Below are 22,694 nucleotides of genomic sequence, written 5' to 3' on the forward strand. Positions count from 1 at the left end.
AGCACATCCGAAATGCTGGCCGCGCGACATGAATTGAACATAGGCTCGCCCATGACGATCCCCCACTCTTTAAGACGGTTTCACAGAGACGGAGTTCCGCGCCCCGTCATTTGTGGCGCGTCACGATCCCTCAGGGTTGAAATTATGGTCGGGCAGTGTCGGGAATGTTGATATTTGTCAGTCCCGCGCGGGCCATCCGGTTTTCCATTTCCCCGGGGCGCATGCGGTGCGCGGAGCAGGGGGCGCGTGATGACGACGGCGGACCGCCGGGTGGCGATCTTTTCTCAGCGGGCGATCCGGCGGGACGTCTCGCGCTGTTCCGGCTACGAGTTCGAGGACGTGGTGACGGCACTCGAGGGCGCGCGCCTGCACATCGCCGAGCGCCCCCCCTCGCGCGAGATCCTGATGCGCGCCCGGCGGTGGAGTTCCAAGCGCACGCGGCTGTTCGAATGGGTGCCCTCGGGGGCGGTGCGCGCGCCGCTGGGCGAGGATGTGGACCTGTTCGGCTGCTTCGTGCAGAAACCGGTGGAGTTGCTGGCGCTCGACGCCGTGCCGGACTGGCGGGCGCGGTCGCGGCTGGCCTTCTGCGTGCTCGAAGAGCTGTGGCTGACCACGATCGACGACTTCCGCCCGCTGGTGGCGTCGCTTGGCCGCTTCGACCTGATCGCCTGCGCGTTCGAAAGCTCCTGCGCGCGGGTGGCGGAACTCACGGGGCGCCCGGTGATCCACCTGCCCGGCGCGGCGGACCTGCTGCGCTTCGCGCCCCCCATAGCGCCGCCCGAGCGGGTGATCGACCTGCACTACATGGGCCGGCGGCGGCCCGAGCTGCATGCCCAGGTCAAGGCGGTGCTGGATGCCAGGCGGCGCTTCTATCTATATGACAGCGCCGCGCTGCCGCCCGTTGTCGAGGATCACGTCCTTCACCGGGAATTGCTGGCCAGCCTGATCCAGCGCGCGCGGCTCTTCATGGTGGATTACGGCAAGATCGGCCATGCCGACCAGCGCCGTGGACAACTGATCTGGGGGCCGCGCCATGTCGAGGGGATGGCCGGGGGCGCGGTGCAGGTGGGCTATGCGCCCGACAGCCCCGACTACCATCGGCATTTCGACTGGCCCGAAGCGGTGGAACGGCTGCCCGAGCATCCGACCGAGGCCGCCCGCGCGATCATGGCCCTGCTGGAGGATCCGCAGGAGCAGGAGCGGCGCAGGCGCGTCAACCTGGTCCATGCGCTGGGCCGCCATGACTGGCTGCACCGCTGGGCGCTGATCCTGGGCCATTTCGGCCTGCCCGAGACGCAGGCGATGACCCGGCGGCGCGAGCGTCTGACAGCACTTGCCCGGGCCTATTCGGGCGGCATCCGCGCCGCCTGAGCCTGCGGTTGCGCTTGGGCCGCGGCTGTCGCAGGATCGCCCGAAAGTCATCAGGGGCAAGTACATGAAGGTCGTCGTGATGGGCGCGGGGGTGATCGGGGTCACCACCGCCTGGTATCTGGCGAAAGCCGGGGCAGATGTGGTGGTGCTGGACCGCCAGGCGGGGCCGGGGATGGAGACGAGCTATGCCAATGCGGGCGAGCTGTCCTACGGCATGACATCCCCGTGGGCGGCGCCGGGCGTGCCGATGAAGGCGCTGAAATGGCTGTTCATGAAGCGCCGGCCGCTGTTCATCTGGCCGCTCATCAGCCCCACCATGTGGGCCTGGGGCGCGCAGATGCTGGCGAACTGCAATCCTAGCGCCTACGAGGTGAACAAGGGCCGGATGGTGCGGATATCCAACTATTCGCGCGACTGCCTGCCGGACCTGGTGGCGGATACGGGCGTTTCCTTTGACATGCGCGAGCAGGGCACGCTGCAACTTTTCCGCACCGAGAAGCAGATGAAGGCCTCGAAGGCCGACCAGGAGATCCTGAAGCGGTACGGCTCTCCCTTCGAGGTGCTGGACCGCGACGGCTGCATCGCGGCCGAGCCGGCGCTGGCGCGGGTCAGGGACAAGTTCGTGGGCGGGCTGCGCCTGACCGCCGACCGCACCGGCGATTGCCGCCTGTTCACCATGGCGCTGGCCGAGAAGGCCCGGGCGCTGGGCGTCTCGTTCCACTACGGCCAGACGATCGAGCGGATCGTCGCGGAAGCCGGGCGCGTGATCGGGGTGGATACCGACAAGGAGGGTCGCGTCACCGGCGATGCCTATGTCTGTGCGCTGGGCAGCTACGCGCCACGGGTGCTGAAGCCCGTGGGCATCAACCTGCCGGTCTATCCGGTGAAGGGATATTCGGTGACCCTGCCGGTGGTCGATGACGCCATGGCGCCGCAATCGACCATCATGGACGAGACGCACAAGGTGGCGATCACCCGGCTGGGCGACCGGATCCGCGTGGCCGGCACCGCCGAGATCGCGGGCTACAGCGGCAGGCTTGGCCCGCACGCGACCGACACGGTGCGGCATGTGGTGCGCGACCTCTTTCCGCTGGGCGGAGACATGGAACGGGCCGAGGGCTGGACGGGGCTGCGGCCTATGACGCCGGACGGAACCCCGGTGCTGGGGCCGACGCGGCTGCGCAACCTCTGGCTCAACACCGGCCACGGGACGCTGGGCTGGACGATGGCGGCGGGATCGGGGCGGCTGGTCGCGGACCTGGTGCTGGGCCGCGCGCCGCAGATCGACATGGACGGGCTGACCGCCGCCCGCTACGGGCGCTGAGCGATGGAGCGTGTCGATGCCATCGTGATCGGGGCCGGCGTCGTGGGGCTTGCCTGCGCGCGGGCGCTGGCGCAGTCGGGGCGCGAGGTGGTGATCCTGGAACGCGCGGGCGCCTTCGGGACCGAGACCAGCGCGCGGAATTCCGAGGTGATTCACGCCGGGCTCTACTATCCGCCGGGCAGCGCCAAGGCGCGGCACTGCGCGCGCGGGCGGCAGATGCTGTATGACTATTGCGCCGCGCGGGGGATCGCGCATCGCCAGTGCGGCAAGCTGATCGTCGCGGCGGAACCGGCGCAGGAGGCGGATCTGGACGGGATCCGCACCCATGCCGCTGCCGCCGGCGTCACCAATCTCGAATGGCTGACCGGCGCGCAGGTGCGGGCGATGGAACCCGAGTTGCGCGCGACGGCGGCGCTTCATTCGCCTTTCACGGGCATCGTGGATTCGCATGGGTTCATGCTGTCGCTGCTGGGCGAGGCAGAGGAGGCGGGGGCGATGCTGGCGCTCAACGCCCCTGTAGAGGGGGGCGAGGCGACCGGCGGCGGCATCCGGCTGCGCGTGGGCGGGGCCGAGCCCATGACGCTGGAGACGGGCGTGGTGATCAATGCGGCCGGCCTCTGGGCGCAGCCGGTCGCGCGCGCGATCGATGGGATGCCCCCGGCGCTGGTGCCTGAGTTGCATTTCGCCCGCGGCACCTATTTCTCGCTTGCCGGGCGGCAGCCCTTCTCGCGCCCGGTCTATCCGGTGCCGGAACCGGGGGGGCTGGGGGTGCATTACACGGTGGACCTGGCCGGGCAGGGCAAGTTCGGCCCCGACGTGGAATGGATCGACCGGGTGGATTACAGCGTCGATCCGGACCGGGCCGCGCGGTTCTACGATGCGATCCGCAGCTACTGGCCGGGGCTGGCGGACGGGGCGCTTCAGCCTTCCTACGCGGGCGTGCGGCCCAAGACGGCCGGGCCGGGCGGGACACCGACGGATTTCATGCTGCAAGGCCCGCAGGCGCATGGCGTGCCGGGGCTCGTGAACCTGTTCGGGATCGAGTCGCCGGGCCTGACCAGCGCGCTGTCGCTGGCCGACGAGGTGATGACGCTGCTCTGAGATCGCCCGCGGGCCGGCGCCGGGGCCGGCCCCCGGGCGCTGTCCTATTCGGCCGGGGCGACCGCGCCATGACGCGTCTCGGGCGTCTCGGGCTCGGGTTTCATGTCTTCCCGCGAGATCAGGGTATAGAACATCGGCACCACGAACAGGGTGAAGATGGTCCCGATCGAGATGCCCGAGAAGATCACCAGCCCCATCGAGTACCGCGCCGCGGCCCCCGCGCCGGAGGCGACGATCAGCGGCACCACACCAAGCGCCATCGCGGCGGTGGTCATCAGGATCGGGCGCAGGCGCACCCGCGCCGAGGCGATGATCCCCTCGCGGCGCGACAGGCCCTGCTCGCGGCGCAGCTGGTTGGCGAATTCGACCAGCAGGATGCCGTGCTTGGTGATCAGGCCGATCAGGGTGATCAGCCCCACCTGCGTGTAGATGTTCACCGTCCCGAGGCCCAGGTTCAGCGGCACCACCGCCCCGAAGATCGACAGCGGCACCGACATCAGGATGATGAGCGGGTCGCGGAAACTTTCGAACTGCGCGGCCAGCACCAGGTAGATCACGACGACGGCGGCGGCAAAGGCGATGAGGATTGTGTTGCCCTCGGTCACTTCCAGCCGCGACTGGCCGGAATAGTCGATGAAGAAGCCGTCGGGCAGCAGCGGACGGGCGATCTCCTCGATCAGGGCCAGCCCCTCGCCGGTGGAGACGCCGGGCAGGGGCAGGGCGCTGATGGTGGCGGAGTTGAGCTGGTTGAACTGCTCGATCGCCGCCGCCGAAACCCCCGTCGATATGTTCACCACAGCCGAGAGCGGCACCATTTCCCCGGTGGTGGAGCGGACGTAGAAATCGCCCAGCCTCTCGGGGTTGTCGCGGTATTCCGCGGGCACCTGGAGGATCACGTCATAGCTGTTCGAGTCCCGGTCGAACTGCGCCACGGCGCCGCCGCCGACCAGCAGGCCCAGCGTCGTGCCGATCTGCGCGGGTGGCAGGTTCAGCGCCGCCGCCCGGTCGCGGTCGATGGTCACGGTGACCTGCGGCGCGTCGAAGGCCAGCGAGTTCTGCACGATGATGAACCGGCCCGAGGCCTGCGCCTCGGCGCGGATTTCCTCGGCCACCTCGTAGACGCGCTGCGGATCGCCGGTGGACTGGATCACCATGGAGATCGGCAGCCCGCCGCCCGCACCGGGCAGCGAGGGGGGCGCGAAGACGAAAGCCTCGACTCCCGCGACCGCCGATATCCGCCCTTGCAGGTCCTGCTGTATCTCGGCCTGCGAGCGGTCCCGGTCGGCCCAGTCGTCGAAGGCCCAGAGCGCGATGCCCGAATTGGTCGCGCCGCCGAAGCCCACGATCGAAAAATTCGCCCGCAACTCCGGCAGATCCTCGGTCAGGGCGCGCATCTGGTCGATATAGACCTTGGTATATTCCGATGTGGCATAGCGCGGCGCGTTGACGATCGCGAACAGCGCGCCCGAATCCTCCTCGGGGGCAAGCTCGCTCGAGGTGCGCTGGAACAACCAGCCGGTCAGGGCGACCAGCACCGCCACCATCAGCAACGTCGCGGGCCGGTAGTCGAGAGAGCTGGACACGCGGCGCTCGTACCAGCCGGCCAGCCGTTCGAACCCGCGGTCCACGCGCTGCTGGAAGCGGCTGTGCCCGCCCTGCTTCAGAAGCCGGGCCGACATCATCGGCGTGATGGTCAGCGCGACGATGCCCGAAATCACCACGGCGCCCGCAAGCGTCATGGCGAATTCGCGGAACAGCGCGCCGGTCAGGCCGCCGGTGAAGGCAAGCGGCGCGAACACCGCCGCAAGCGTGATCGTCATGGCCACGACCGGGCCCGAGATCTCGCGCATGCCCCGGAACGAGGCCTGCATCGGCGTCATCCCGTCCTCGATGTGGCGGTGGATGTTCTCGACCACCACGATGGCGTCGTCCACCACGAGGCCGATCGCCAGCACCATCGCCAGCAGCGACAGCAGGTTGATCGAGTAGCCCAGCATCAGGAGGATGAACATCACCCCGATCAGCGACAGCGGGATCGTCACGATGGGCATCAGGACGGACCGGAACGAACCCAGGAACAGCAGGATGATGAGAATGACGATCAGCACCGCCTCGGCGATGGTCTTGAACACCTCGGTGATGGAGGCGCTGATCTGCTCGGTCGCGTCATACATCAGCGTCATGTCCATGCCGTCGGGCAGGCTGGCCTGGATCTCGGGCAACTCGGCCAGCACCGCCTCGGACATGTCGAGCGGGTTCGCGCCGGGGGTCGGGAACACCCCGATGAAGGTGCCCGGCTCGCCGTTGAAGTTCACGATGGTGTCGGTGCTTTCCGCCGCCAGCTCGATCCGCGCCACATCCGCCAGGCGCACCACCTCGTCGCCGTCGGCCCGGATCGGCAGCGCGCCAAATGCCTCGGGCGTCTGAAGCGTCGAGTCGAGCGTGATGGAATAGGTGACGAACTCGTTCTTCGTGCTGCCGGGGGCGGCCAGGAAGTTCGCGTTGTTCACCGCCGACAGGACTTCGGCCGGGGTCAGCCCGCGCCCCGCCAGCCGGACGGGGTCGATCCAGACCCGCATCGCGTAGTTCGCCGCGCCGATGACCTGCACCTCGGCCACGCCGGGGATGGTGGACATGCGCGGGCGGATCACCCGCTCGATGTACTCGGTCAGCTGCTCGGCGCTCATGTTGGGGTTCTGCATCGCCAGATACATCGTGGCAAAGGTCATCCCCGTGCCCTTGACGATGGTCGGATCCTCGGCGTCCTGGGGCAGCTGGCTGCGCACCTGCTGGACCTTGGACATGACCTCGGTCAGGGCCACGTCGGGATCCGCGCCAAGGCGCATGTTGATCGTCACCGTCGAGGCGGAGGGCCGCGAACTGGAGGTGACGTAATCCAGGTTTTCCGTCGTCGCGACCGCCGCCGCGATGGGCGAGGTCACGAAGCCCTGGATCAGGTCCGCGGATGCGCCGGGATAGACCGTGGTCACGGTGATCACGGTTTCCTCGACCTCGGGGTACTGGCGGACCTGAAGCCCGGACATGCCTTGCAGGCCCAGCAGCAGGATCAGCAGGCCCAGCACCGTCGACAGGACCGGGCGCTGGATGAAGATGGCCGAGAGGTTCATCGCAGGCTTGCCTCGATCATGTCGGCGGCCGGGTTCACGCTGTTGTCCACGCGCGCGGGCGCGCCGTTGGTCAGCCGGTTCTGCCCGGCGGTGACGACCGCATCCCCCACCTGCACGCCCGAGACGATCTCGACCATCTGGCCGGAACGGCGGCCGGTCTGGACGAAGACCTGCCGCACCTCGAGCTGTTCGGGATCGTTCTCGCGCGGGCGGACGACGAAGACGTAGTCCCCGTAGAGGCTGCTCACCACTGCGGTCAGCGGCATGGCGATCACGCCGGACTCCTCGGGCAGGACGACCGAGATGCGCACGAACTGGCCCGGGGTCAGCCGGCCGTCGGGATTGTCGATGCTCGCGCGCACCGACACCAGCCGCGTGGCCGGATCCACGCGCGGGTCGATGCCGACGATCTCTCCCTCGAAGCTGCTCTGACGCTCCTCGTCGCGCACGACGATGGGCTGGCCGATCCGCAACTCGCCAAGGCGCTGCTCGGGCACGGTGAAATCCACCCGCATGCGCGACAGGTCCTGAAGCGTCGCCACCACGGTCCCAGGGGTCACATAGGCGCCCAGATCGACGCGGGGCAGGCCGATCGTGCCGCTGAAGGGGGCGAGAAGCTGGCGCTTTTCCAGCACCGCCTCGAGTTTGGCGACCTGCGCGCGCGAGGCGGCGGCGGCGGCCACGGCCGATTCCAGCGTCACGGTCGTGGTGGCCCCGCGGCTGACAAGCTCGCGCGCCCGCACCAGGTTCTGCTGGTCCAGCTCGGCCTGGGTCCGCGCGGCCTCCAGATCCGCGGACTGCACGGCATCGTCGAGTTGCAGAAGCACCTGGCCCTCGGTCACGGCTTCGCTTGGCCCGAAGCGGATGTCGCCGATGACGCCGGATGCCTCGACCGTCAGCTCGACGCCGCGCAGTGCGCTGACCGTGCCGATCGCGTCGATCGTGGGCGTCCAGGTGACCGGCTTCGCCTCGATGGTGGAGACGGTGACGGGGGGCGTCGGCATGTTGGCGAAGTATTCGCCGATCATCTTGTCGCGGAAAAGATTGAAGCCGACCAACCCGCCAGCCACGGCCGCAAGCAGCACGACCATAATTACAATGCGTTTGATCATCGGTTTATGCCTGTGTCGATGGTATCGATGTCTCCTGACGCATGCGATCGGCGTGAGGGAGATGCGAGTGAGCTGTGCTTACATGCGGAACACGCTCCTACTTTGCCTCCGGCGCGCGGTTGTCAAGTCTGAAACGGTGTTTACGCGGGGGCAGCGGCGGGCCGGTGCTTGCGTGCAGCTAGGCGCTAATTACATATGAATGTGTAAGAAGAAGCGGCATTTCCTGCCGCCTTTCTGGCCAAGGAGAAGTCAAATGTCCATCGATCGCATCGTTCTGGCCTTTGCCGGCGGCATGGTTCTGCTGAGCCTTGCGCTGGGTCTGACCGTGTCGCCCTGGTTCTTCGCGCTGACCGCCCTTGTCGGCGCGAACCTGATGCAGTCGGCCTTTACCGGCTTCTGCCCGCTGGCGTTGGCGCTGCGCCGGCTTGGGGTGAAACCCGGCGTTGCCTTTCGGTAAGTCCGCGCGAAGTGCCTGAAACCGCTTTCCGGCCCGGCACTTCTTGACTAGACATCCTCCCGGACAAACCGGGAGGAAGAACATGTCGGAGAACGGCAGCGCGGGCAGCATCGTCCGCGAGCAGGAGCGCCCGCGCGTCGCGCGGGGCGGTGGTGCAGCCACGGTGCAGATGGTCACCGCCGCGGCGGGCGCGCGGACGATGATCAACGGTTTCACCGACATTCCGCCAGGCGCGGGCATCCCGCTGCATTTCCATGACTGCGAGGAAAGCGTGCTCGTCGTCTCGGGGCGGGCGCTGGTGGAACTGGACGGCGTGCGCCACGAGGCCGAGGCGGGTTGCGTCACCTTCGTGCCCTCGGGCGTGCCGCACCGTTTCCTGAACCCGTCCGAGGCCGAGCCGCTGCGCATCTTCTGGACCTATGCCTCGGGCTCTGCCACCCGGACCCTGGTCGAGACGGGCGAGACCCGCCCGATCGCCACGGAAACGGAGTGACGCCGATGCCTATTCATGTGCAACCAGATGCGCTTCGCCAATTCGCCACGCAATCCTACGCCGCGCTCGGCATGCCCGAGGAAACCGCGGCGCTGGTCGCCGACACGCTGGTGCAGGCCGACATGTGGGGCCACCAGTCCCACGGCGTGATGCGCCTGTTCTGGTATGGCGCGCGGCTGGAAAGCGGCGCGATGAACCCGAATGCCGAGCCCGAGCTTGCCGGGCTGGGCGGGCTGATGACCATGGACGGGCGCGACGGGGTGGGCCAGCTCATCGCCCTGCGCGCCATGGAAGCGGCCATCGCGGGCGCGAAGAAGCACGGCATCGCAGCCGTCGCGGTGCGCAATGCGGGCCATTTCGGCACCGCGATGTATTTCACGCGGATGGCCGCGCGGGCGGGCTGTCTGGGTTATCTCTGCGCCAATGCCAGCCCCGCCATGGCGCCCTGGGGCGGCATGAAGAAGCGCATCGGCACCAACCCCTGGTCGTGGTCGGCGCCCGCGGGGCGCTATGCCCCGATGATGCTGGACATCGCCAACACCGCGGTCGCCCGCGGCAAGCTGTATCTCGCGAAGCAGCGCGGCGAGAAGATCCCCGAGACCTGGGCGATGGATGCCGAGGGGCGGATCACCACCGATCCCGCCGCCGGGATCGAGGGCACGATCCTGCCGATGGCGGGCCACAAGGGCTATGCGGTTGCGACCATCGTCGACGTGCTGTCGGGCGTGCTGTCGGGATCCGGCTTCGGTGCGTCGATCACCGGGCCCTACACGCCCGAGGGGCGCAGCGGCTGCGGGCACCTGGCGCTGGTCATCGACATTGCCGCCTCGCGCCCGCTGGCCGAGTTCGAGGCCGACATGGAACGGCTGATCGAGGAGTTGAAGGCGACCCCGCGCCAGCCCGGCGTGGACGAGATCTTCTATCCCGGCGAGATCGAGGCGCGGAACGCCGCCCGCGCCGCGGCCGAGGGGATCCTGCTGCCCGACGCCACGGCAGACGAGCTTCGCGCCCGTGGCGCGGCGCTGGGCGTGACGGCGCCGTTCTGAATAAGGGGCGCCGGGGGCTACTCCGGCGCCAGTTCGCGGAACATCGCGGGCAGCCGCGCCTCGGGCACCCGGCGCAACGAGTAGTAGACCGGGCCGACCGGGTCGGGCAGTTGCACGCGGAATTCCAGGCTGTCGCCGCCGCAGTAATAATCCATCTCGGGCGCGAAACCGCTGGCCGGGCCCATGCCCGGCGAGACGAAGGTCGTGGCGCTGCCGCCGCTCGAGCTGACGGCCTCGGTCCTGAGCATCACCTCGGATGGGGGGATGGTGCAGAAGCTGAGCCTGTCCCCCTCGGTCATCAGGCGCCCCACGGCGGTCGGGATCGCCAGGTCCATCGCCACCTGCGTGCTGCCTTCGTCGGTCACGTCTTCCCAGCTCAGGTTCTGGTGCAGCGGCATGGTGACGTAAAAGCCGTCGCGGTAGATGCTTATGCCCAGAAGCGCGGGCATCGGCGGGAACACGACCCGCGAGGTCCCCGGCGGGGTCATGCGCTCCAGCATCGCGGTCATCGCCTCGGCCGCCGTGTTCTGGCCGATCCAGTGCCCGGCAAGGCAGGGATCGGGCGCGGGCGTCGCGGGTGGGCATAGCTCCTGCGCGCGGGCGCCGGTGGCGATCAGGCCAAGCAGGGCAAGGCAGGACAGTCGCAGCATGGAACGCCTCCTCTCGGGGCGACGGTAACATGAAAGCTGTCGGTTCCGAAGCGGTGGGCCGGGCTTGCGCGTGGCCCTGAACCGGGCAAGATGGAGAGCGATCAGCAGAAGGACAGATACAGGTGAGCGACCGCCAGGCCATCCGCCCGCACGAGATCGCGACCGATGCGCCGCTTCCCCGCGATGCCAGCATCGCCTTCATCGGGGTGATCCGCACGCCCTGGACGCGGCGCGAGGACTGCCCGCACCAGGGCAAGCCCGACGGGCCGGAATGCGTGATCGAACTGACCCCGCCCTGGGACCGGGCGCTTGACGGGATCGAGGGGTTCGACACGATCGAGGTGTTCTACTGGCTGCACCTGTCGCGCCGCGACCTGCTGGTCCAGAACCCGCGCCACGCCAACGCGCCGCGCGGCACCTTCTCGTTGCGCTCGCCGATCCGGCCGAACCCGATCGGTGCCAGCACCGTGCGGCTGGTGCGGCGCGACGGGCCGCGGCTGGTGGTGCGCGGGCTCGAATGCGTGGACGGCACGCCGCTGATCGACCTCAAGCCCGATCACTGCCACTACACGCCGCCGAAAGCGGGGGACTAGGTCTCGGCCCGCCCCGAAAGCGCCGGGTGGGTCCAGCTTTTCCCCGCGCGCCAGTTGAGCGCCAGCACCACGAGGATCAGGGCCGCGCCGGCGGCCTCGATGCCGATGTCGGGCCAGAAGATGGCGACCGTGCCCGGGACGATCGCCAGCCGCTGCCAGAGCGGCATGGGCGCCCAGAGGAACCCCTCGAGGGCGGCGGCGAAGGCCGTGAGCGCGATGATCGCGATGATCCCGTTCCACAGCACCAGCGGCAGCGGGCCGCCCAGGATGATCGACTCGTTGTAGACCATGAACATCGGGATCAGATACAGGCCCTTGGCGTATTTCCAGGCCTGGACGCTGGTCTCCATCGGTTTCGATCCGGCGATGGCCGCCCCCGCGAAGCCCGCCAGCGCCACGGGGGGTGTCACGTTCGAGTCCTGCGAGTACCAGAACACCACCAGATGCGCGATCAGCAGCGGCACGCCGAACTCGCTGGTCAGCGCAGGGCCCACCAGGATGATCAGCACGATATAGGCCGCCGTCACCGGCAGCCCGAGACCCAGGATAAGGCTGGCCAGCAGCACCAGGATCAGCGCGAGGAACAGGTTGCCGCCCGAGAAGGCCAGCATCATGGCCGAGAATTTCAGCCCCAGCCCTGTCAGGCCGACGACGCCCACGATGATGCCCGCGACCGCGCAGGCCATCGACACCGCGACCGCGTTGCGCGCGCCAAGCTCCAGCGCCTGAAGCGTCTTTTCCACTCCCGCGCGGCAGAGCGCGACAAAGCCCGCCGCCGTGGGGCCGCCTGCGGCAAAGGTCCACAGCGCGCGGGCGGCGGCGGCGCCCACCACGGCGAGGATGGCGTAGAAGCCCACCCGCATCGGCGAATAGCCCGCGATCAGCAGCCAGGTCAGCGCCACCAGCGGCAGCAGGAAATGCCAGCCTTCGGCCAGCACCTGGCGCACGCGCGGCAACTCTTCCGACGGAAGGCCCGTCATGCCCTGCTTCACGGCGGCGATATGCACCAGAAGATAGACCGCGCCGAAATAGAGTACGGCCGGGAAGATCGAGACGAGAACGATGTCGATGTAAGGAACGCGCGTGAACTCGGACATCAGGAAGGCGCCTGCCCCCATCAGCGGCGGCATGATCTGCCCGCCGGTGGAGGCGGCCGCCTCGATCCCGCCGGCCTGCGCCGGGCGGTAGCCGAGGCGCTTCATCAGCGGGATGGTGAAGGCACCGGTCGTCACCACGTTGGCGATGGCCGAGCCCGAGATCGAGCCCATGCCCGCCGAGGCGATCACCGCGGCCTTGGCCGGCCCGCCGCGCTGGCGGCCCGTGGCGGCATAGGCGAGGTCGATGAAGAACTTGCCCGCGCCGGTGACTTCCAGAAAAGCGCCGAACAGCACGAAGACGAAGATGAAGGTGGCGGCCACGCCCATCGGCAGGCCGAAGATGCCCTCGGCGCCCAGGGTCAGCTGGCTTGCCAGCCGCTCGATCGAATAGCCGCGATGGTTCAGGATGCCCGGCAGCCAGTCGGCGAGGAACGGCAACTCGCCCCGGCTGCCCGCCAGCGCATAGAGCACGAAGACCGCCCCGATGATGGTCATGCCAAGGCCCACGGCCCGGCGCGCGGCCTCCAGCACCACGATGGTGGTGATGATGCCCACCGTCACGTCGATCTGGCGCGGGATGATCTGGTTCGCGATGGTGTCGATGTTCATGGGCAGCCACGCGCCCACCAGCACGCCGCAGGCGATGAGCGGCAGGTCGATGGCCCAGCCCAGCGCGCCGCGCGGCTTGTTCTGCCCCCAGACCGGGAAGATCAGGAAGGTCAGGACAAGGATGAAGCCCAGGTGGATCGGGCGCTGGAAGAACAGCCCCAGCGGCTGGATCCCCGCCCCGTAAAGCTGGAAGACCGATAGCGCGATGGCAACGGCGGCGGTGATGCGCAGCACGAGCCGCGGTTGGGCCTGGGGGGTCATCCGTCCTCTCCGGGGTGAAGTGCGATGGTCACGCGTTGCCGCGGGGCACGGGCGCTGAGCGAGATCTCGGCATCACCCGCGCGCAGCCTGTGATCGACCTCGGGGCCGCCGGGGCGCAGGACATAGGCATTGCCGGGGACGGGCTCGTCGATATCGAGGATCCAGTATCCGCCCATGCCGTCCGAGACCTGCCGCCCGCGTCCGGGGATGTGGTCAAGGCCGGCGGCGAAGTCGGGCAGGTGCGAGTCGGTCAGGACCATGTGCCCGCCGCGGTTCGCGTAGCGGTCCTCGACCTCGAAGCCTTTCACGGAATGGTTCCAGAGCACGCTCCAGCCTTCGCCTTCGGGGATATCCAGCCGGGCGATCTGGGTGCCGTCGGGCAGGGTGGCCGTCAGCGTGCCCGCCACGGCCGGTGTCGCGAGAAGAAGGGCGGCCCCGAAGAGCCGCCCCGCCATGGCCCGGATCACGGGCGCAGGTTGTCAGGGATCGTCGCGCCGATTTCCTCGTAGTAGCGGATGGCGCCGGGATGCAGCGGAACCGGGGTCGCGACCATGGTGAACTCGACCGTGGTCTCGTTCGCGGCCGGGTGGACGGCGCGCAGATCGGCGATGTTCTCGAACATGGCCTTGGTCACGGCATAGGCCAGGTCATCCGACATGTCGGCCGAGACGACCAGCACGTTCGGGATCCCGACGGTGGGGGTGTCGCTGTCGACGCCTTCATACATGCCGGCCGGCAGCGGCAGCGGGGCAAAGGTCGGGTCCGCCTCGCGGGCGGCGGTGATCTCTTCCTCGCTCAGCGGGATTATCCGGATGCCCGTGGTCGTGGCGAGGTTCAGGATCGACGAGGTGGGGGCGCCCACGCTCCAGAAGCCCGCATCGATGTCGCCGTCGCGCAGCGCGTCGGCCGTTTCGTTGAAGTTCAGGCGCTGGGCGTCGAAATCGTCGAAGGAGATGCCGTTCGCCGCAAGCAGCGTCTGCGCGTTCACCTCGGTGCCGGAACCCGGGGCCCCGACCGAGACGCGCTTGCCGGCCAGATCGGCGATCGACTGGATGTCGCTGTCGGCCAGCACCACCAGCTGGACCATGTTCGCATAAAGCGACGACAGGGCGCGCGTCGCCTCGATCTGCTGGCCCTCGAAGCGGCCCGTCCCGAGATAGGCCTGCTGCACGGTGTCGGCCAGCGCGATGGCGAAGTCCGCGTCGCCGGTGGCGATGAGGCCCATGTTCTCGACCGATGCGCCTGTCACCTCGGCGGTCGCGGAATAACCCTCGACATGGTTGTTGATGATCTCGGCCAGGCCGCCGCCCATCGGATAATAGACGCCGCCGGTACCGCCGGTCGCCACCGAAAGCTGCTCCTGCGCGATGGCCGGAGAAGCCGCGACAATGGCTGCCGCAGCAATGGTCTTGAAAAGGTTCATTTCATGCCTCCCAGATGAACGCAGCGACTATAGCATCCATGATATCCGTGCCAACCCTTGTAGGCTTCGGCGGCGCCACGACCGCGGGGGTGTTTCCGAACGGGGGACGCTTCGTCACGCAGTCGCGACTTTCGGATTGCCGCAACAGGCTTATGCTGTGCGCCAGCGAATTCCTGCGAGCCGGGGCGTGCCGCGGCCCGTGGATCAGCCAGAGAAAGGATTTTCATGGCCTATACCATTTCCGTGAACGGCGAGGCGCGCAGCGTCGATGCGGCGCCGGGAACGCCGCTACTGTGGGTGCTGCGCGACGAGTTGAGCCTTACGGGGACCAAATTCGGCTGTGGCGTCGCCGCCTGCGGCGCCTGCACCGTGCATCTGGACGGCGCGCCGGTGCGCTCGTGCCAGACGCTCATCGAGGATGTGGGTGACGCCGCCATCACCACGATCGAAGGGGTCGAGGGCCGCGCCGCCGCCGCCGTGCAGCAGGCCTGGGCGGAACTGGACGTCGTGCAGTGCGGCTATTGCCAGTCGGGCCAGATCATGTCGGCCGTGGGGCTTCTGACCGAAACCCCGAAGCCCGGCGTCGAGGAGATCGACAGCTACATGTCCGGCAATGCCTGCCGCTGCGCGACCTACCAGCGGATCCGCGCCGCGATCCAGCGCGCATCCCAGATCATGGAGGCCTGAGCATGGGATACGACACGACACGCCGCGGGTTCCTTGCATCCGCGACCGCCACCGCCGCGGCCCTTGTGGTCGGCTTCACGCCGCGGGGCACGCTGGCCGCAACCGGCGAGGGGAACCTGACACCCTTCGTCAAGATCACGCCCGACGGGCGGATGATCGCCATTCTCAAGCATTTCGAGATGGGGCAGGGCACCACGACCGGCCTGACCGCGCTGATCGCGGAAGAGCTGAACGCCGATCTGGACCTTGTCGAGTTCGAATTCGCGCCGTCGGACAACAGCCGCTACGCGAACACGCTGATGGGCGCGCAGGGCACAGGTGGGTCGACCGCCATCGCGAACTCATACCTACAGTACCGCAAGGCGGGGGCTGCCGCGCGCGAGATGCTGGTCGCGGCCGCGGCCACCGAATGGGGCGTCGATGCGGCAACGCTGACGCTGGAAAACGGCGTGATCTCGGGCGGCGGCAACTCGGCGCCGATCGCCGATTTCGTTGCAGCCGCCGCGGGGCTTGCGGTGCCCGAAGAACCCGCGCTGAAGGATCCCGCCGATTTCCGCGTGATCGGGCAGGCCGGCCTGAAGCGCCGCGACACGGGGGGCAAGATCGACGGCAGCGCGCTTTTCGGCATGGACATCCAGCTTCCGGGCCAGATCGTCGCCGCCGTGCTGCGTCCGCCGCGGCTGGGCGCACGGCTCGACAGCTTCGATGCCGCAGCCGCCGCCCAGGTGCCGGGTTTCATCGACGCCAAGGCGCGGCCCGAGGGGGCGGGCGTGATCGTCTATGCCCGCAACACCTGGGCCGCCTTCCAGGCCCGCGACGCCATCGCGGCCAACTGGGATTTCAGCGCAGCCGAAAGCCGCAGCTCGGCCCAGATCCGCGAGGAATTGCTGGCCAGGGTTAACGCCGCCCCGGACTACAACGCCACGCCCGGCTCGGACGCGGCCGCCGTGGCCGAGGCCATCGCGGGTGCGGCGCAGGTCGTCGAGGCGGAGTTCTACTTCCCCAACCTCGCGCATGCCCCGATGGAGCCGCTCAACTGCACCATAGAGCCGGTCGAAGGCGGCGTCGTCGTGCATGACGGCTGCCAGTTCCCCGCCATCGCGCACCCCACCATCGCCGCGATCCTGCAACTCGATCCCGCGCAGGTGCAGATCAACACGATCTATGCCGGCGGGTCCTTCGGGCGGCGGGCGAACCCGGCGGCGGACTACCATGTCGAGGCGGCGCAGGCCTTCGCGCTGAGCGACCGCAGCGCCCCGGTCAAGCTGGTCTGGTCGCGCGAGGACGACATTCGCGGCGGCTATTACCGCCCTGCCTTCGCGCACAAGGTGCGCGTGGGGCTGGATGCGGCCGGCGCCATCGTCGGCTGGGAGCATCGCATCGCCGGGCAATCCATCTTCAAGGGCACCGCCTTCGAGGCCTTTGTCGTGAAGGACGGGGTCGATCACTCTTCGGTCGAAGGGGTGGCCGACACGCCCTACGCGATCCCCGGCATGCATGTGGGGCTGAGCGATGCGGCCCCCTCGGTCACAGTGCTGTGGTGGCGGTCGGTGGGGCATACCCACACGGCCTATGTCATGGAAAGCATGATGGACATGGCCGCGCGGGCCGCGGGCCGCGATCCGGTCGAGTTCCGGCTGGCGCACCTGTCGGGCGACAGCGCCGATCACGCGCGCATGGCGGGCGTGCTGCGGCTGGCGGCGGAAAGGGCCGGATGGGACCAGCCTGCCCCCGAGGGCCGGTCGCGGGGCGTTGCCGTGCACAAGTCCTTTGGCAGCTATGTCGCGGAAGTGGTTGAAATCTCGGGCGATGCCGAAAGCGGTGTGCGCGTCGAAAAGGTCACCTGCGCAGTCGATTGCGGCCTTGCCATCACGCCGGACGTGGTGCGCGCCCAGGTCGAGGGCGGCGTCGGCTACGGCATGGGGGCGGTCATGCGCAACCAGATCACCCTGGAAAGCGGCGAGGTGGTGCAGACCAATTTCTGGGATTACGAGCCGCTGCGCATCCAGGACATCGGCGCCATCGAGGTGCATATCGTCCCCTCGGCCGAGGCGCCCAGCGGCATCGGCGAGCCGGGCACCCCGCCCGCGGGCCCGGCGCTGGCCAATGCCATCGCCGCGCGCGGGCCGCGTGTGACCATGCTGCCGATGTCGGAGAACGGCGTCAGCTTCGCCTGATCCATGACGATGCCCGGTCCCGCCGCGCAGGCGGGGCCGGGCCTCAGGCTTTCGGAGAGGGAGCGAACTCGCCCGCGTCCAGCACCGGGGCGGCATCCATGCCCGTCGTGTCGAGCATCCCGGCGACACGCTCCAGCACCGCTACGACCATCGCCTGTTCCCACTCCTCCATCGCCTCGAACTGGCGGACGTAGAGCTGCTGCAAAGGGTCGGGCGCGTCGTCGACGGCCTGTCCGCCCTTGACGGTCAGGACCACGTTGGTCTGGCGCTTGTCCGCGTCCGAGCGCCGCCGCTCGACCATGCCCTTTGCCGCCAGCTTGTCGATCAGCGCGGACATGGTGGCCTGCGAGACCCCCATCCGGCGCGATATCTCCTTCGGGGTGGCGTGGCCCTTCTCGGCCAGGATCTGAAGTACCCGGATCTGCACCGGCGTCAGCCCGGCGGCGCGGGCAAGCTCCCGGCCGTAAAGCTCGGTTGCGCGCAGGATGCGGCGAATGGCGATCAGGCTCTGGTCGGTGCGATCCATGCGGACCCGGCGGAAACTCTGAGAATCGGACACCAGTTAGCACCACGGGCCGGATCCCGCCAAGGGAATAACGCATCGCAAGGCTAATGATAAATGGGCAGGTTTTGTGCACTTATCCGCCTGATTGCGCAAAACTTGACTTTTGGGGCGGGAAAAACTAATTAGTATGACGAACTAAACAAAGGGCCCAAGATGACCCAGACCAGCCTTGCCGCCAGGCGGCAGACCATAACCTTCCGAAAGCCCGTGGCAGAGGACGGCGCCGAAATCTGGGCGCTCATCAAGTCCTGCCCGCCGCTCGACGTGAACTCGATGTACTGCAACATGGTCCAATGCGACCATTTCCGCGAGACCTGCGTCCTGGCCGAGATGAACGGTGAGCCGGTCGGCTGGATTTCAGGCTACCTGGTGCCGAACGACCCCGAGACGTTGTTCGTCTGGCAGGTTGCGGTGTCCGAAAAGGCCCGTGGCTGCGGCCTCGGCAAGCGCATGCTCGCCGAATTGCTGGAGCGTACGGCCTGCCGTCGCGTGCGGCGGATGCAGACCACGATCACCCGCGACAACGCGGCCTCCTGGGGGCTGTTCCGCAGCTTCGCGGATGCGCGCGACGCGGAACTCGATCACGCGCCGCACTTCACGCGCGACGATCACTTCAACGGGGCGCACGCGACCGAGCACATGGTCACGATCGCGCTGCCCGCGCGTCTGCGCAAGGCCGCCTGAGCCAGAATTTTCCCATATCCGAGGTATTCCCATGACGACTGTTCCGACAGCCGAGCCGGCGATCTTTGCCCGCCGCGAAAGCGCGGTGCGCAGCTATTGCCGCAGCTTCGATACCGTGTTCACCCGCGCGACCGGCGCGACCCTGACCGACACCGACGGGCGTGACTACATCGACTTCCTTGCCGGGTGTTCGTCGCTCAACTACGGGCACAACGACCCCGACATGAAGGCGGCGCTGATCGAGCATATCACCCGCGATGGGATCACCCACGCGCTGGACATGTACACCGACGCCAAGGCGGAGTTTCTCGAGACCTTCGAGAAGCTGATCCTGAAGCCGCGTGACATGGACCACCGGGTCATGATGACCGGCCCCACCGGCACCAACGCCGTCGAGGCGGCGCTGAAACTGGCGCGCAAGGTGACGGGCCGGCAGAACGTGATCGCCTTCACCAACGCGTTCCACGGCATGACGCTGGGCGCGCTGGCCTGCACCACCAACCCGGGCAAGCGGGCGGGCGCCGGCATGCCGCTTTCCGACGTGACCCACATGCCCTATGACGGCGCCGCCGGCGAGGGGGTGGACACGCTGCCCATGCTCGAGGCGATGCTCGACAATCCCGCAAGCGGCATCGATGCGCCCGCCGCCTTCATCGTCGAGCTGGTCCAGGGCGAGGGCGGGCTGACCGCCGCCCGCACCGAATGGGTGCAGGGCATCGCGCGGCTGGCGAAGAAGCACGGCGCGCTGCTGATCATCGACGACATCCAGGCGGGTATCGGCCGCGCGGGCAGCTTCTTCAGCTTCGACGAGATGGGGATCGAGCCCGACATGGTCACGCTGGCCAAATCGCTCTCGGGCTTCGGACTGCCCTTCGCCTGCGTGCTGGTCCGGCCCGAGCACGACATCTGGAAGCCGGCCGAACACAACGGCACCTTCCGCGGCAACACCCACGCCTTCGTCACCGCCCGCGTGGCGCTGGAGAAGTTCTGGGCCGATGACCGGTTCAAGTCCGAGATCGCCGAGAAGGCGCTGGTGCTGACCACCGCGCTGCAAGGCATCGCCGACCGCATCCCGGGTGCCTTTCTCAAGGGGCGCGGCATGATGCAGGGCGTCGATGTCGGCAGCGGCGATCTGGCTGCCGCGATCTGCGCCGAGGCATTCCGCAACGGCCTGGTGATCGAGACGTCGGGCGCCCATGACCAGGTGGTCAAGGTGCTCGCGCCGCTGACCATCCCGATGGATCAGTTCCGCAAGGGGCTGGGCATCGTCGAGGCCGCTGTCCAGACCTGCACCGAAACCAAGATTGCTGCGGAGTAAGATAAATGATCGTTCGTGATTTCAACGAGTTGAAGAACAGTCCTCGCGCGGTTTCCGATGCGCGCTGGACGTCGGTCCGGATGCTTCTGGCCGACGACAAGATGGGCTTTTCGTTCCACATCACCACGCTCGAGGCGGGCTCGGAGCATACCTTCGAGTACAAGAACCACTTCGAAAGCGTCTATTGCATGAGCGGCAAGGGCTCGATCACCGACCTTGCCACCGGCGAGACGCACGAGATCCGTCCGGGCGTGATGTATGCGCTCAACCTGCATGACCGGCACACGCTCCGGGCCGAGGAGGAGCTGGTGATGGCCTGCTGCTTCAACCCGCCCGTGACCGGCAAGGAAGTGCATCAGGCCGATGGGTCCTATGCGCTGGAGGATGCCTGACATGGCCGAACGAAGCCGCAACAAGGGGCCGACGGTCGAGAAGATCGGCGGCACCTCGATGTCGCGCCTGACGGAACTGGTGGACACGCTCTTCATGGGCGGCCGCAAGGACGGGGATCTCTACGGCCGCGTCTTCGTCGTGTCGGCCTTCGGCGGTATCACCAACCTGCTGCTGGAGAACAAGAAGACCGGAGAGCCGGGCGTCTACGGCCTGTTCGCGAACGCGGAAAGCGATCACGGCTGGTCCGAGGCGCTGAGCCGGGTGGCCGAGGCGATGGGCAAGGCCCATGCCGCGGTGCTGGACGATCCGGGCGACCGGTCCTTCGCCGATGATTTCGTCCGCGAGCGGATCGAGGGCGCGCGCAGCTGCCTGATCGACCTTCAGCGGCTGTGTTCCTACGGGCATTTCCGCCTGTCGCAGCACATGATGGTCATCCGCGAGCTGCTGTCGGGCCTGGGCGAGGCGCATTCCGCCTTCGTCACGTCGTTGCTGCTGCGCCGCCGGGGCGTGAATGCGCGGTTCGTGGATCTCAGCGGCTGGCGGGACGAGGACGAGTACACGCTGGAAGAGCGGATCGCCTCGGGTCTGGACGGAATCGACCTGGCCACCGAGATGCCGATCGTGACCGGCTACGCGCAGTGCCGCGAGGGGCTGATGCGGGAATTCAACCGCGGCTATTCCGAGGTGACATTCTCGCGGATCGCGGCGCATATCCCGGCGCGCGAGGCGATCATCCACAAGGAGTTCCACCTGTCCTCGGCCGATCCGAAGCTGGTGGGCGAGGGGCGCGTGCGCAAGCTGGGCCGCACGAACTACGACGTGGCCGACCAGCTGTCGAACATGGGGATGGAGGCGATCCACCCCCGCGCCGCCAAGACGCTGCGACAGGCGGGCGTGCCGCTGCGCGTGACCAACGCCTTCGAGCCGCACGATCCCGGCACCCTGATCGACGACGAGGGCGCAGAGGCGCCCGGCGCCGAGATCGTGGCCGGGCTGGACGTGCTTGCGGTGCAACTGTTCGAGCAGGACATGGTCGGGGTGAAAGGCTACGACGCGTCGATCCTCGACGTGCTCAGCCGGCACAACGTGCGCATCGTTTCGAAATCCTCGAACGCCAACACGATCACGCACTACGTCGACAGCTCGCTCAAGTCGATCCGGCGGGTGGAGCGGGACCTGAACGACCGCTACCCGGCCGCCGACCTGAGCGTGCGCAGCCTGTCCATCGCCTCGGTGATCGGCTGCAATCTCGACGGGTTGCGGGTGCTGGCAAAGGGTGTCGCCGCGCTGGAGGCGGCGGGCATCGAGCTGGTCGCCGTCCACCAGATCCCGCGCAGCGTGGACGTGCAGTTCGTGGTGGGGCGCGAGGATCTGGATGCCGCGATCAAGGCGCTGCATGACGCCATCTTCACCGAAGGTCCGGCGGAGCTGGCCAAGGCCGCCTGAAAGGCCGCGCCGTGAGAACGAACAGAGGGCCCGCGCGCATCGCCGTGCGGGCCCTTTTCACGGGTTTTCCCGGAAGTCAGAGTCCGTAGGCGCGCAGGAACCTGTCCACCGCCGCCTCGATCGCCGGCATCGGATCCTCGGGCGTGGGCATCTGGTAGATGTGCCGGCGGATGCCGATATAGATGATCCCGCCATGCAGGTTCCAGATATCCTCCACCCCCGGCAGGTCGGGGCCGGGGGCGGCTGCGCGGATCTCTTCCAGCATCGGGCCCAGCAGGACCGTGCCCATATGCTCCAGGTAGCGGCGGTTGAGCGCGGTTCCCGCAAGGCCCGAGAACATGAAGATCCGCAGCCATTCATGCTGGAAGATCGCGGCGCTGTATTCCGCGTAGAAGGACAGGATCCGGTCCCGCAGCGGCTGCGAGCGGTCGGTCAGATGTGCCTGCCAGTCGGGTGACATGCGGTCGATATAGACATGCTCGTAGACCGCCTCGATCAGTTCAGCCTTGTTCGCGAAGTAGTTGAAAAGCAGCGATTGCGTGACCCCAAGCCTGCTTGCGAGGTCGCGCGTCTTCCCGTCCAGCCCGACATCGGCGAAGAAGGCGGCGGCCCCCTCGACGATCATCCGCCGCCGTTCCTCGGGCGGCAGGCGGCGGCGTTCCGAAGGCTCGGGCGCCCCCTGCGATGCGATCTGGTCCATCACTCCTCCGCCGTTGCCTGCTGCGCGTTCCGGGCGCCTTTCTGACGCCTGCAAATTGT

General features: G+C 68.0%; 21 protein-coding genes. 13 read left to right on the forward strand and 8 right to left on the reverse strand.

Translation table 11 applies throughout. From position 1 onward, the window contains the following. Positions 1 to 249 precede the first annotated feature (249 nt). The 3 genes from HMH01_RS07650 to HMH01_RS07660 all read left to right on the forward strand — a co-directional run bounded on the left by HMH01_RS07650 (position 250) and on the right by HMH01_RS07660 (position 3,796). Positions 250 to 1,371 (forward strand): glycosyltransferase family protein, encoded by a 1,122-nt coding sequence (locus HMH01_RS07650; RefSeq protein ID WP_171323968.1) that lies wholly within the window; start codon positions 250 to 252, stop codon positions 1,369 to 1,371. A 64-nt stretch (positions 1,372 to 1,435) separates the two neighbouring features. After that, positions 1,436 to 2,695: a D-amino acid dehydrogenase gene (locus tag HMH01_RS07655; RefSeq protein ID WP_171323970.1), complete on the forward strand. Its 1,260-nt coding sequence runs from the start codon at positions 1,436 to 1,438 to the stop codon at positions 2,693 to 2,695. 3 nt (positions 2,696 to 2,698) lie between these two features. Beyond that, positions 2,699 to 3,796, forward strand: coding sequence for an NAD(P)/FAD-dependent oxidoreductase (locus tag HMH01_RS07660; RefSeq protein ID WP_171323972.1), 1,098 nt, complete (start codon positions 2,699 to 2,701; stop codon positions 3,794 to 3,796). A 44-nt stretch (positions 3,797 to 3,840) separates the two neighbouring features. Here HMH01_RS07660 and HMH01_RS07665 read toward each other — a convergent pair whose 3' ends face one another. Both HMH01_RS07665 and HMH01_RS07670 read right to left on the reverse strand, forming a co-directional pair. Continuing rightward, a complete protein-coding gene (locus HMH01_RS07665; protein WP_171323974.1) occupies positions 3,841 to 6,924 on the reverse strand; it encodes an efflux RND transporter permease subunit in 3,084 nt (1,027 codons plus the stop codon). Continuing rightward, entirely contained in the window at positions 6,921 to 8,036 is a 1,116-nt protein-coding gene (locus HMH01_RS07670) for an efflux RND transporter periplasmic adaptor subunit (protein WP_171323976.1), read from the reverse strand. The genes HMH01_RS07665 and HMH01_RS07670 overlap by 4 nt, the downstream gene beginning before the upstream one ends. Before the next feature lie 253 nt (positions 8,037 to 8,289). On the opposite strand from HMH01_RS07670, the gene HMH01_RS07675 reads away from it, so the two are divergent. The 3 genes from HMH01_RS07675 (at position 8,290) to HMH01_RS07685 (ending at position 10,032) form a co-directional block, all read left to right on the forward strand. Then, positions 8,290 to 8,493 carry a YgaP family membrane protein gene (locus tag HMH01_RS07675; protein WP_171323978.1) on the forward strand — a complete coding sequence of 68 codons (204 nt, stop codon included), beginning with the start codon at positions 8,290 to 8,292 and terminating at the stop codon, positions 8,491 to 8,493. 82 nt (positions 8,494 to 8,575) lie between these two features. Beyond that, entirely contained in the window at positions 8,576 to 8,986 is a 411-nt protein-coding gene (locus HMH01_RS07680; protein ID WP_171323980.1) for a cupin domain-containing protein, read from the forward strand. A gap of 5 nt (positions 8,987 to 8,991) precedes the next feature. After that, entirely contained in the window at positions 8,992 to 10,032 is a 1,041-nt protein-coding gene (locus HMH01_RS07685; protein WP_171323982.1) for an Ldh family oxidoreductase, read from the forward strand. 17 nt (positions 10,033 to 10,049) lie between these two features. On the opposite strand, the gene HMH01_RS07690 is transcribed toward HMH01_RS07685, so the two are convergent. Then, complete coding sequence (locus HMH01_RS07690) at positions 10,050 to 10,682, reverse strand: hypothetical protein (RefSeq protein WP_171323984.1); 633 nt, start codon at positions 10,680 to 10,682, stop codon at positions 10,050 to 10,052. A gap of 122 nt (positions 10,683 to 10,804) precedes the next feature. Here HMH01_RS07690 and tsaA point away from each other — a divergent pair, with 122 nt between their 5' ends. Next, positions 10,805 to 11,275: a tRNA (N6-threonylcarbamoyladenosine(37)-N6)-methyltransferase TrmO gene (gene tsaA, locus HMH01_RS07695; protein WP_171323986.1), complete on the forward strand. Its 471-nt coding sequence runs from the start codon at positions 10,805 to 10,807 to the stop codon at positions 11,273 to 11,275. On the opposite strand, the gene HMH01_RS07700 is transcribed toward tsaA, so the two are convergent. From HMH01_RS07700 to HMH01_RS07710, 3 genes are read right to left on the reverse strand one after another with little or no spacing between them, the layout of a single operon-like run. After that, positions 11,272 to 13,242 (reverse strand): TRAP transporter permease, encoded by a 1,971-nt coding sequence (locus HMH01_RS07700; RefSeq protein WP_171323988.1) that lies wholly within the window; start codon positions 13,240 to 13,242, stop codon positions 11,272 to 11,274. The two genes, tsaA and HMH01_RS07700, sit on opposite strands and share 4 nt — an antisense overlap. Beyond that, positions 13,239 to 13,697 (reverse strand): DUF1850 domain-containing protein, encoded by a 459-nt coding sequence (locus HMH01_RS07705; protein ID WP_171323990.1) that lies wholly within the window; start codon positions 13,695 to 13,697, stop codon positions 13,239 to 13,241. The genes HMH01_RS07700 and HMH01_RS07705 overlap by 4 nt, the downstream gene beginning before the upstream one ends. Positions 13,698 to 13,705: 8 nt before the next feature. Further along, positions 13,706 to 14,665, reverse strand: coding sequence for a TAXI family TRAP transporter solute-binding subunit (locus tag HMH01_RS07710; RefSeq protein ID WP_171323992.1), 960 nt, complete (start codon positions 14,663 to 14,665; stop codon positions 13,706 to 13,708). A 225-nt stretch (positions 14,666 to 14,890) separates the two neighbouring features. Between HMH01_RS07710 and HMH01_RS07715 the strand changes: the two genes are divergently transcribed. Further along, on the forward strand, positions 14,891 to 15,352 hold the full coding sequence (locus tag HMH01_RS07715) for a (2Fe-2S)-binding protein (RefSeq protein ID WP_171323994.1): 462 nt from the start codon (positions 14,891 to 14,893) through the stop codon (positions 15,350 to 15,352). A gap of 2 nt (positions 15,353 to 15,354) precedes the next feature. Next, the gene (locus tag HMH01_RS07720) at positions 15,355 to 17,529 is read left to right on the forward strand and encodes a xanthine dehydrogenase family protein molybdopterin-binding subunit (RefSeq protein WP_171323996.1); all 2,175 of its coding nucleotides are present in this window, start codon (positions 15,355 to 15,357) and stop codon (positions 17,527 to 17,529) included. Between the two features lie 43 nt (positions 17,530 to 17,572). Here HMH01_RS07720 and HMH01_RS07725 read toward each other — a convergent pair whose 3' ends face one another. Beyond that, positions 17,573 to 18,055: a MarR family winged helix-turn-helix transcriptional regulator gene (locus tag HMH01_RS07725; RefSeq protein WP_171323998.1), complete on the reverse strand. Its 483-nt coding sequence runs from the start codon at positions 18,053 to 18,055 to the stop codon at positions 17,573 to 17,575. A gap of 192 nt (positions 18,056 to 18,247) precedes the next feature. Here HMH01_RS07725 and ectA point away from each other — a divergent pair, with 192 nt between their 5' ends. The 4 genes from ectA to HMH01_RS07745 are packed head-to-tail and all read left to right on the forward strand — an operon-like array spanning position 18,248 to position 21,935. Next, positions 18,248 to 18,778, forward strand: a complete 531-nt coding sequence (ectA, locus tag HMH01_RS07730; RefSeq protein WP_171324000.1) for a diaminobutyrate acetyltransferase — start codon at positions 18,248 to 18,250, stop codon at positions 18,776 to 18,778. Between the two features lie 31 nt (positions 18,779 to 18,809). After that, positions 18,810 to 20,096 carry a diaminobutyrate--2-oxoglutarate transaminase gene (ectB, locus tag HMH01_RS07735; protein WP_171324002.1) on the forward strand — a complete coding sequence of 429 codons (1,287 nt, stop codon included), beginning with the start codon at positions 18,810 to 18,812 and terminating at the stop codon, positions 20,094 to 20,096. Positions 20,097 to 20,101: 5 nt separating this feature from the next. After that, on the forward strand, positions 20,102 to 20,488 hold the full coding sequence (locus HMH01_RS07740) for an ectoine synthase (RefSeq protein ID WP_171324004.1): 387 nt from the start codon (positions 20,102 to 20,104) through the stop codon (positions 20,486 to 20,488). Between the two features lies 1 nt (position 20,489). Continuing rightward, the gene (locus HMH01_RS07745) at positions 20,490 to 21,935 is read left to right on the forward strand and encodes an aspartate kinase (RefSeq protein WP_171324006.1); all 1,446 of its coding nucleotides are present in this window, start codon (positions 20,490 to 20,492) and stop codon (positions 21,933 to 21,935) included. 76 nt (positions 21,936 to 22,011) lie between these two features. Here HMH01_RS07745 and HMH01_RS07750 read toward each other — a convergent pair whose 3' ends face one another. Then, positions 22,012 to 22,635 carry a TetR/AcrR family transcriptional regulator gene (locus tag HMH01_RS07750; RefSeq protein WP_171324008.1) on the reverse strand — a complete coding sequence of 208 codons (624 nt, stop codon included), beginning with the start codon at positions 22,633 to 22,635 and terminating at the stop codon, positions 22,012 to 22,014. Positions 22,636 to 22,694 lie beyond the last annotated feature (59 nt).

This window comes from Halovulum dunhuangense, from assembly GCF_013093415.1.
GTDB classification, from domain to species: Bacteria; Pseudomonadota; Alphaproteobacteria; order Rhodobacterales; family Rhodobacteraceae; genus Halovulum; species Halovulum dunhuangense.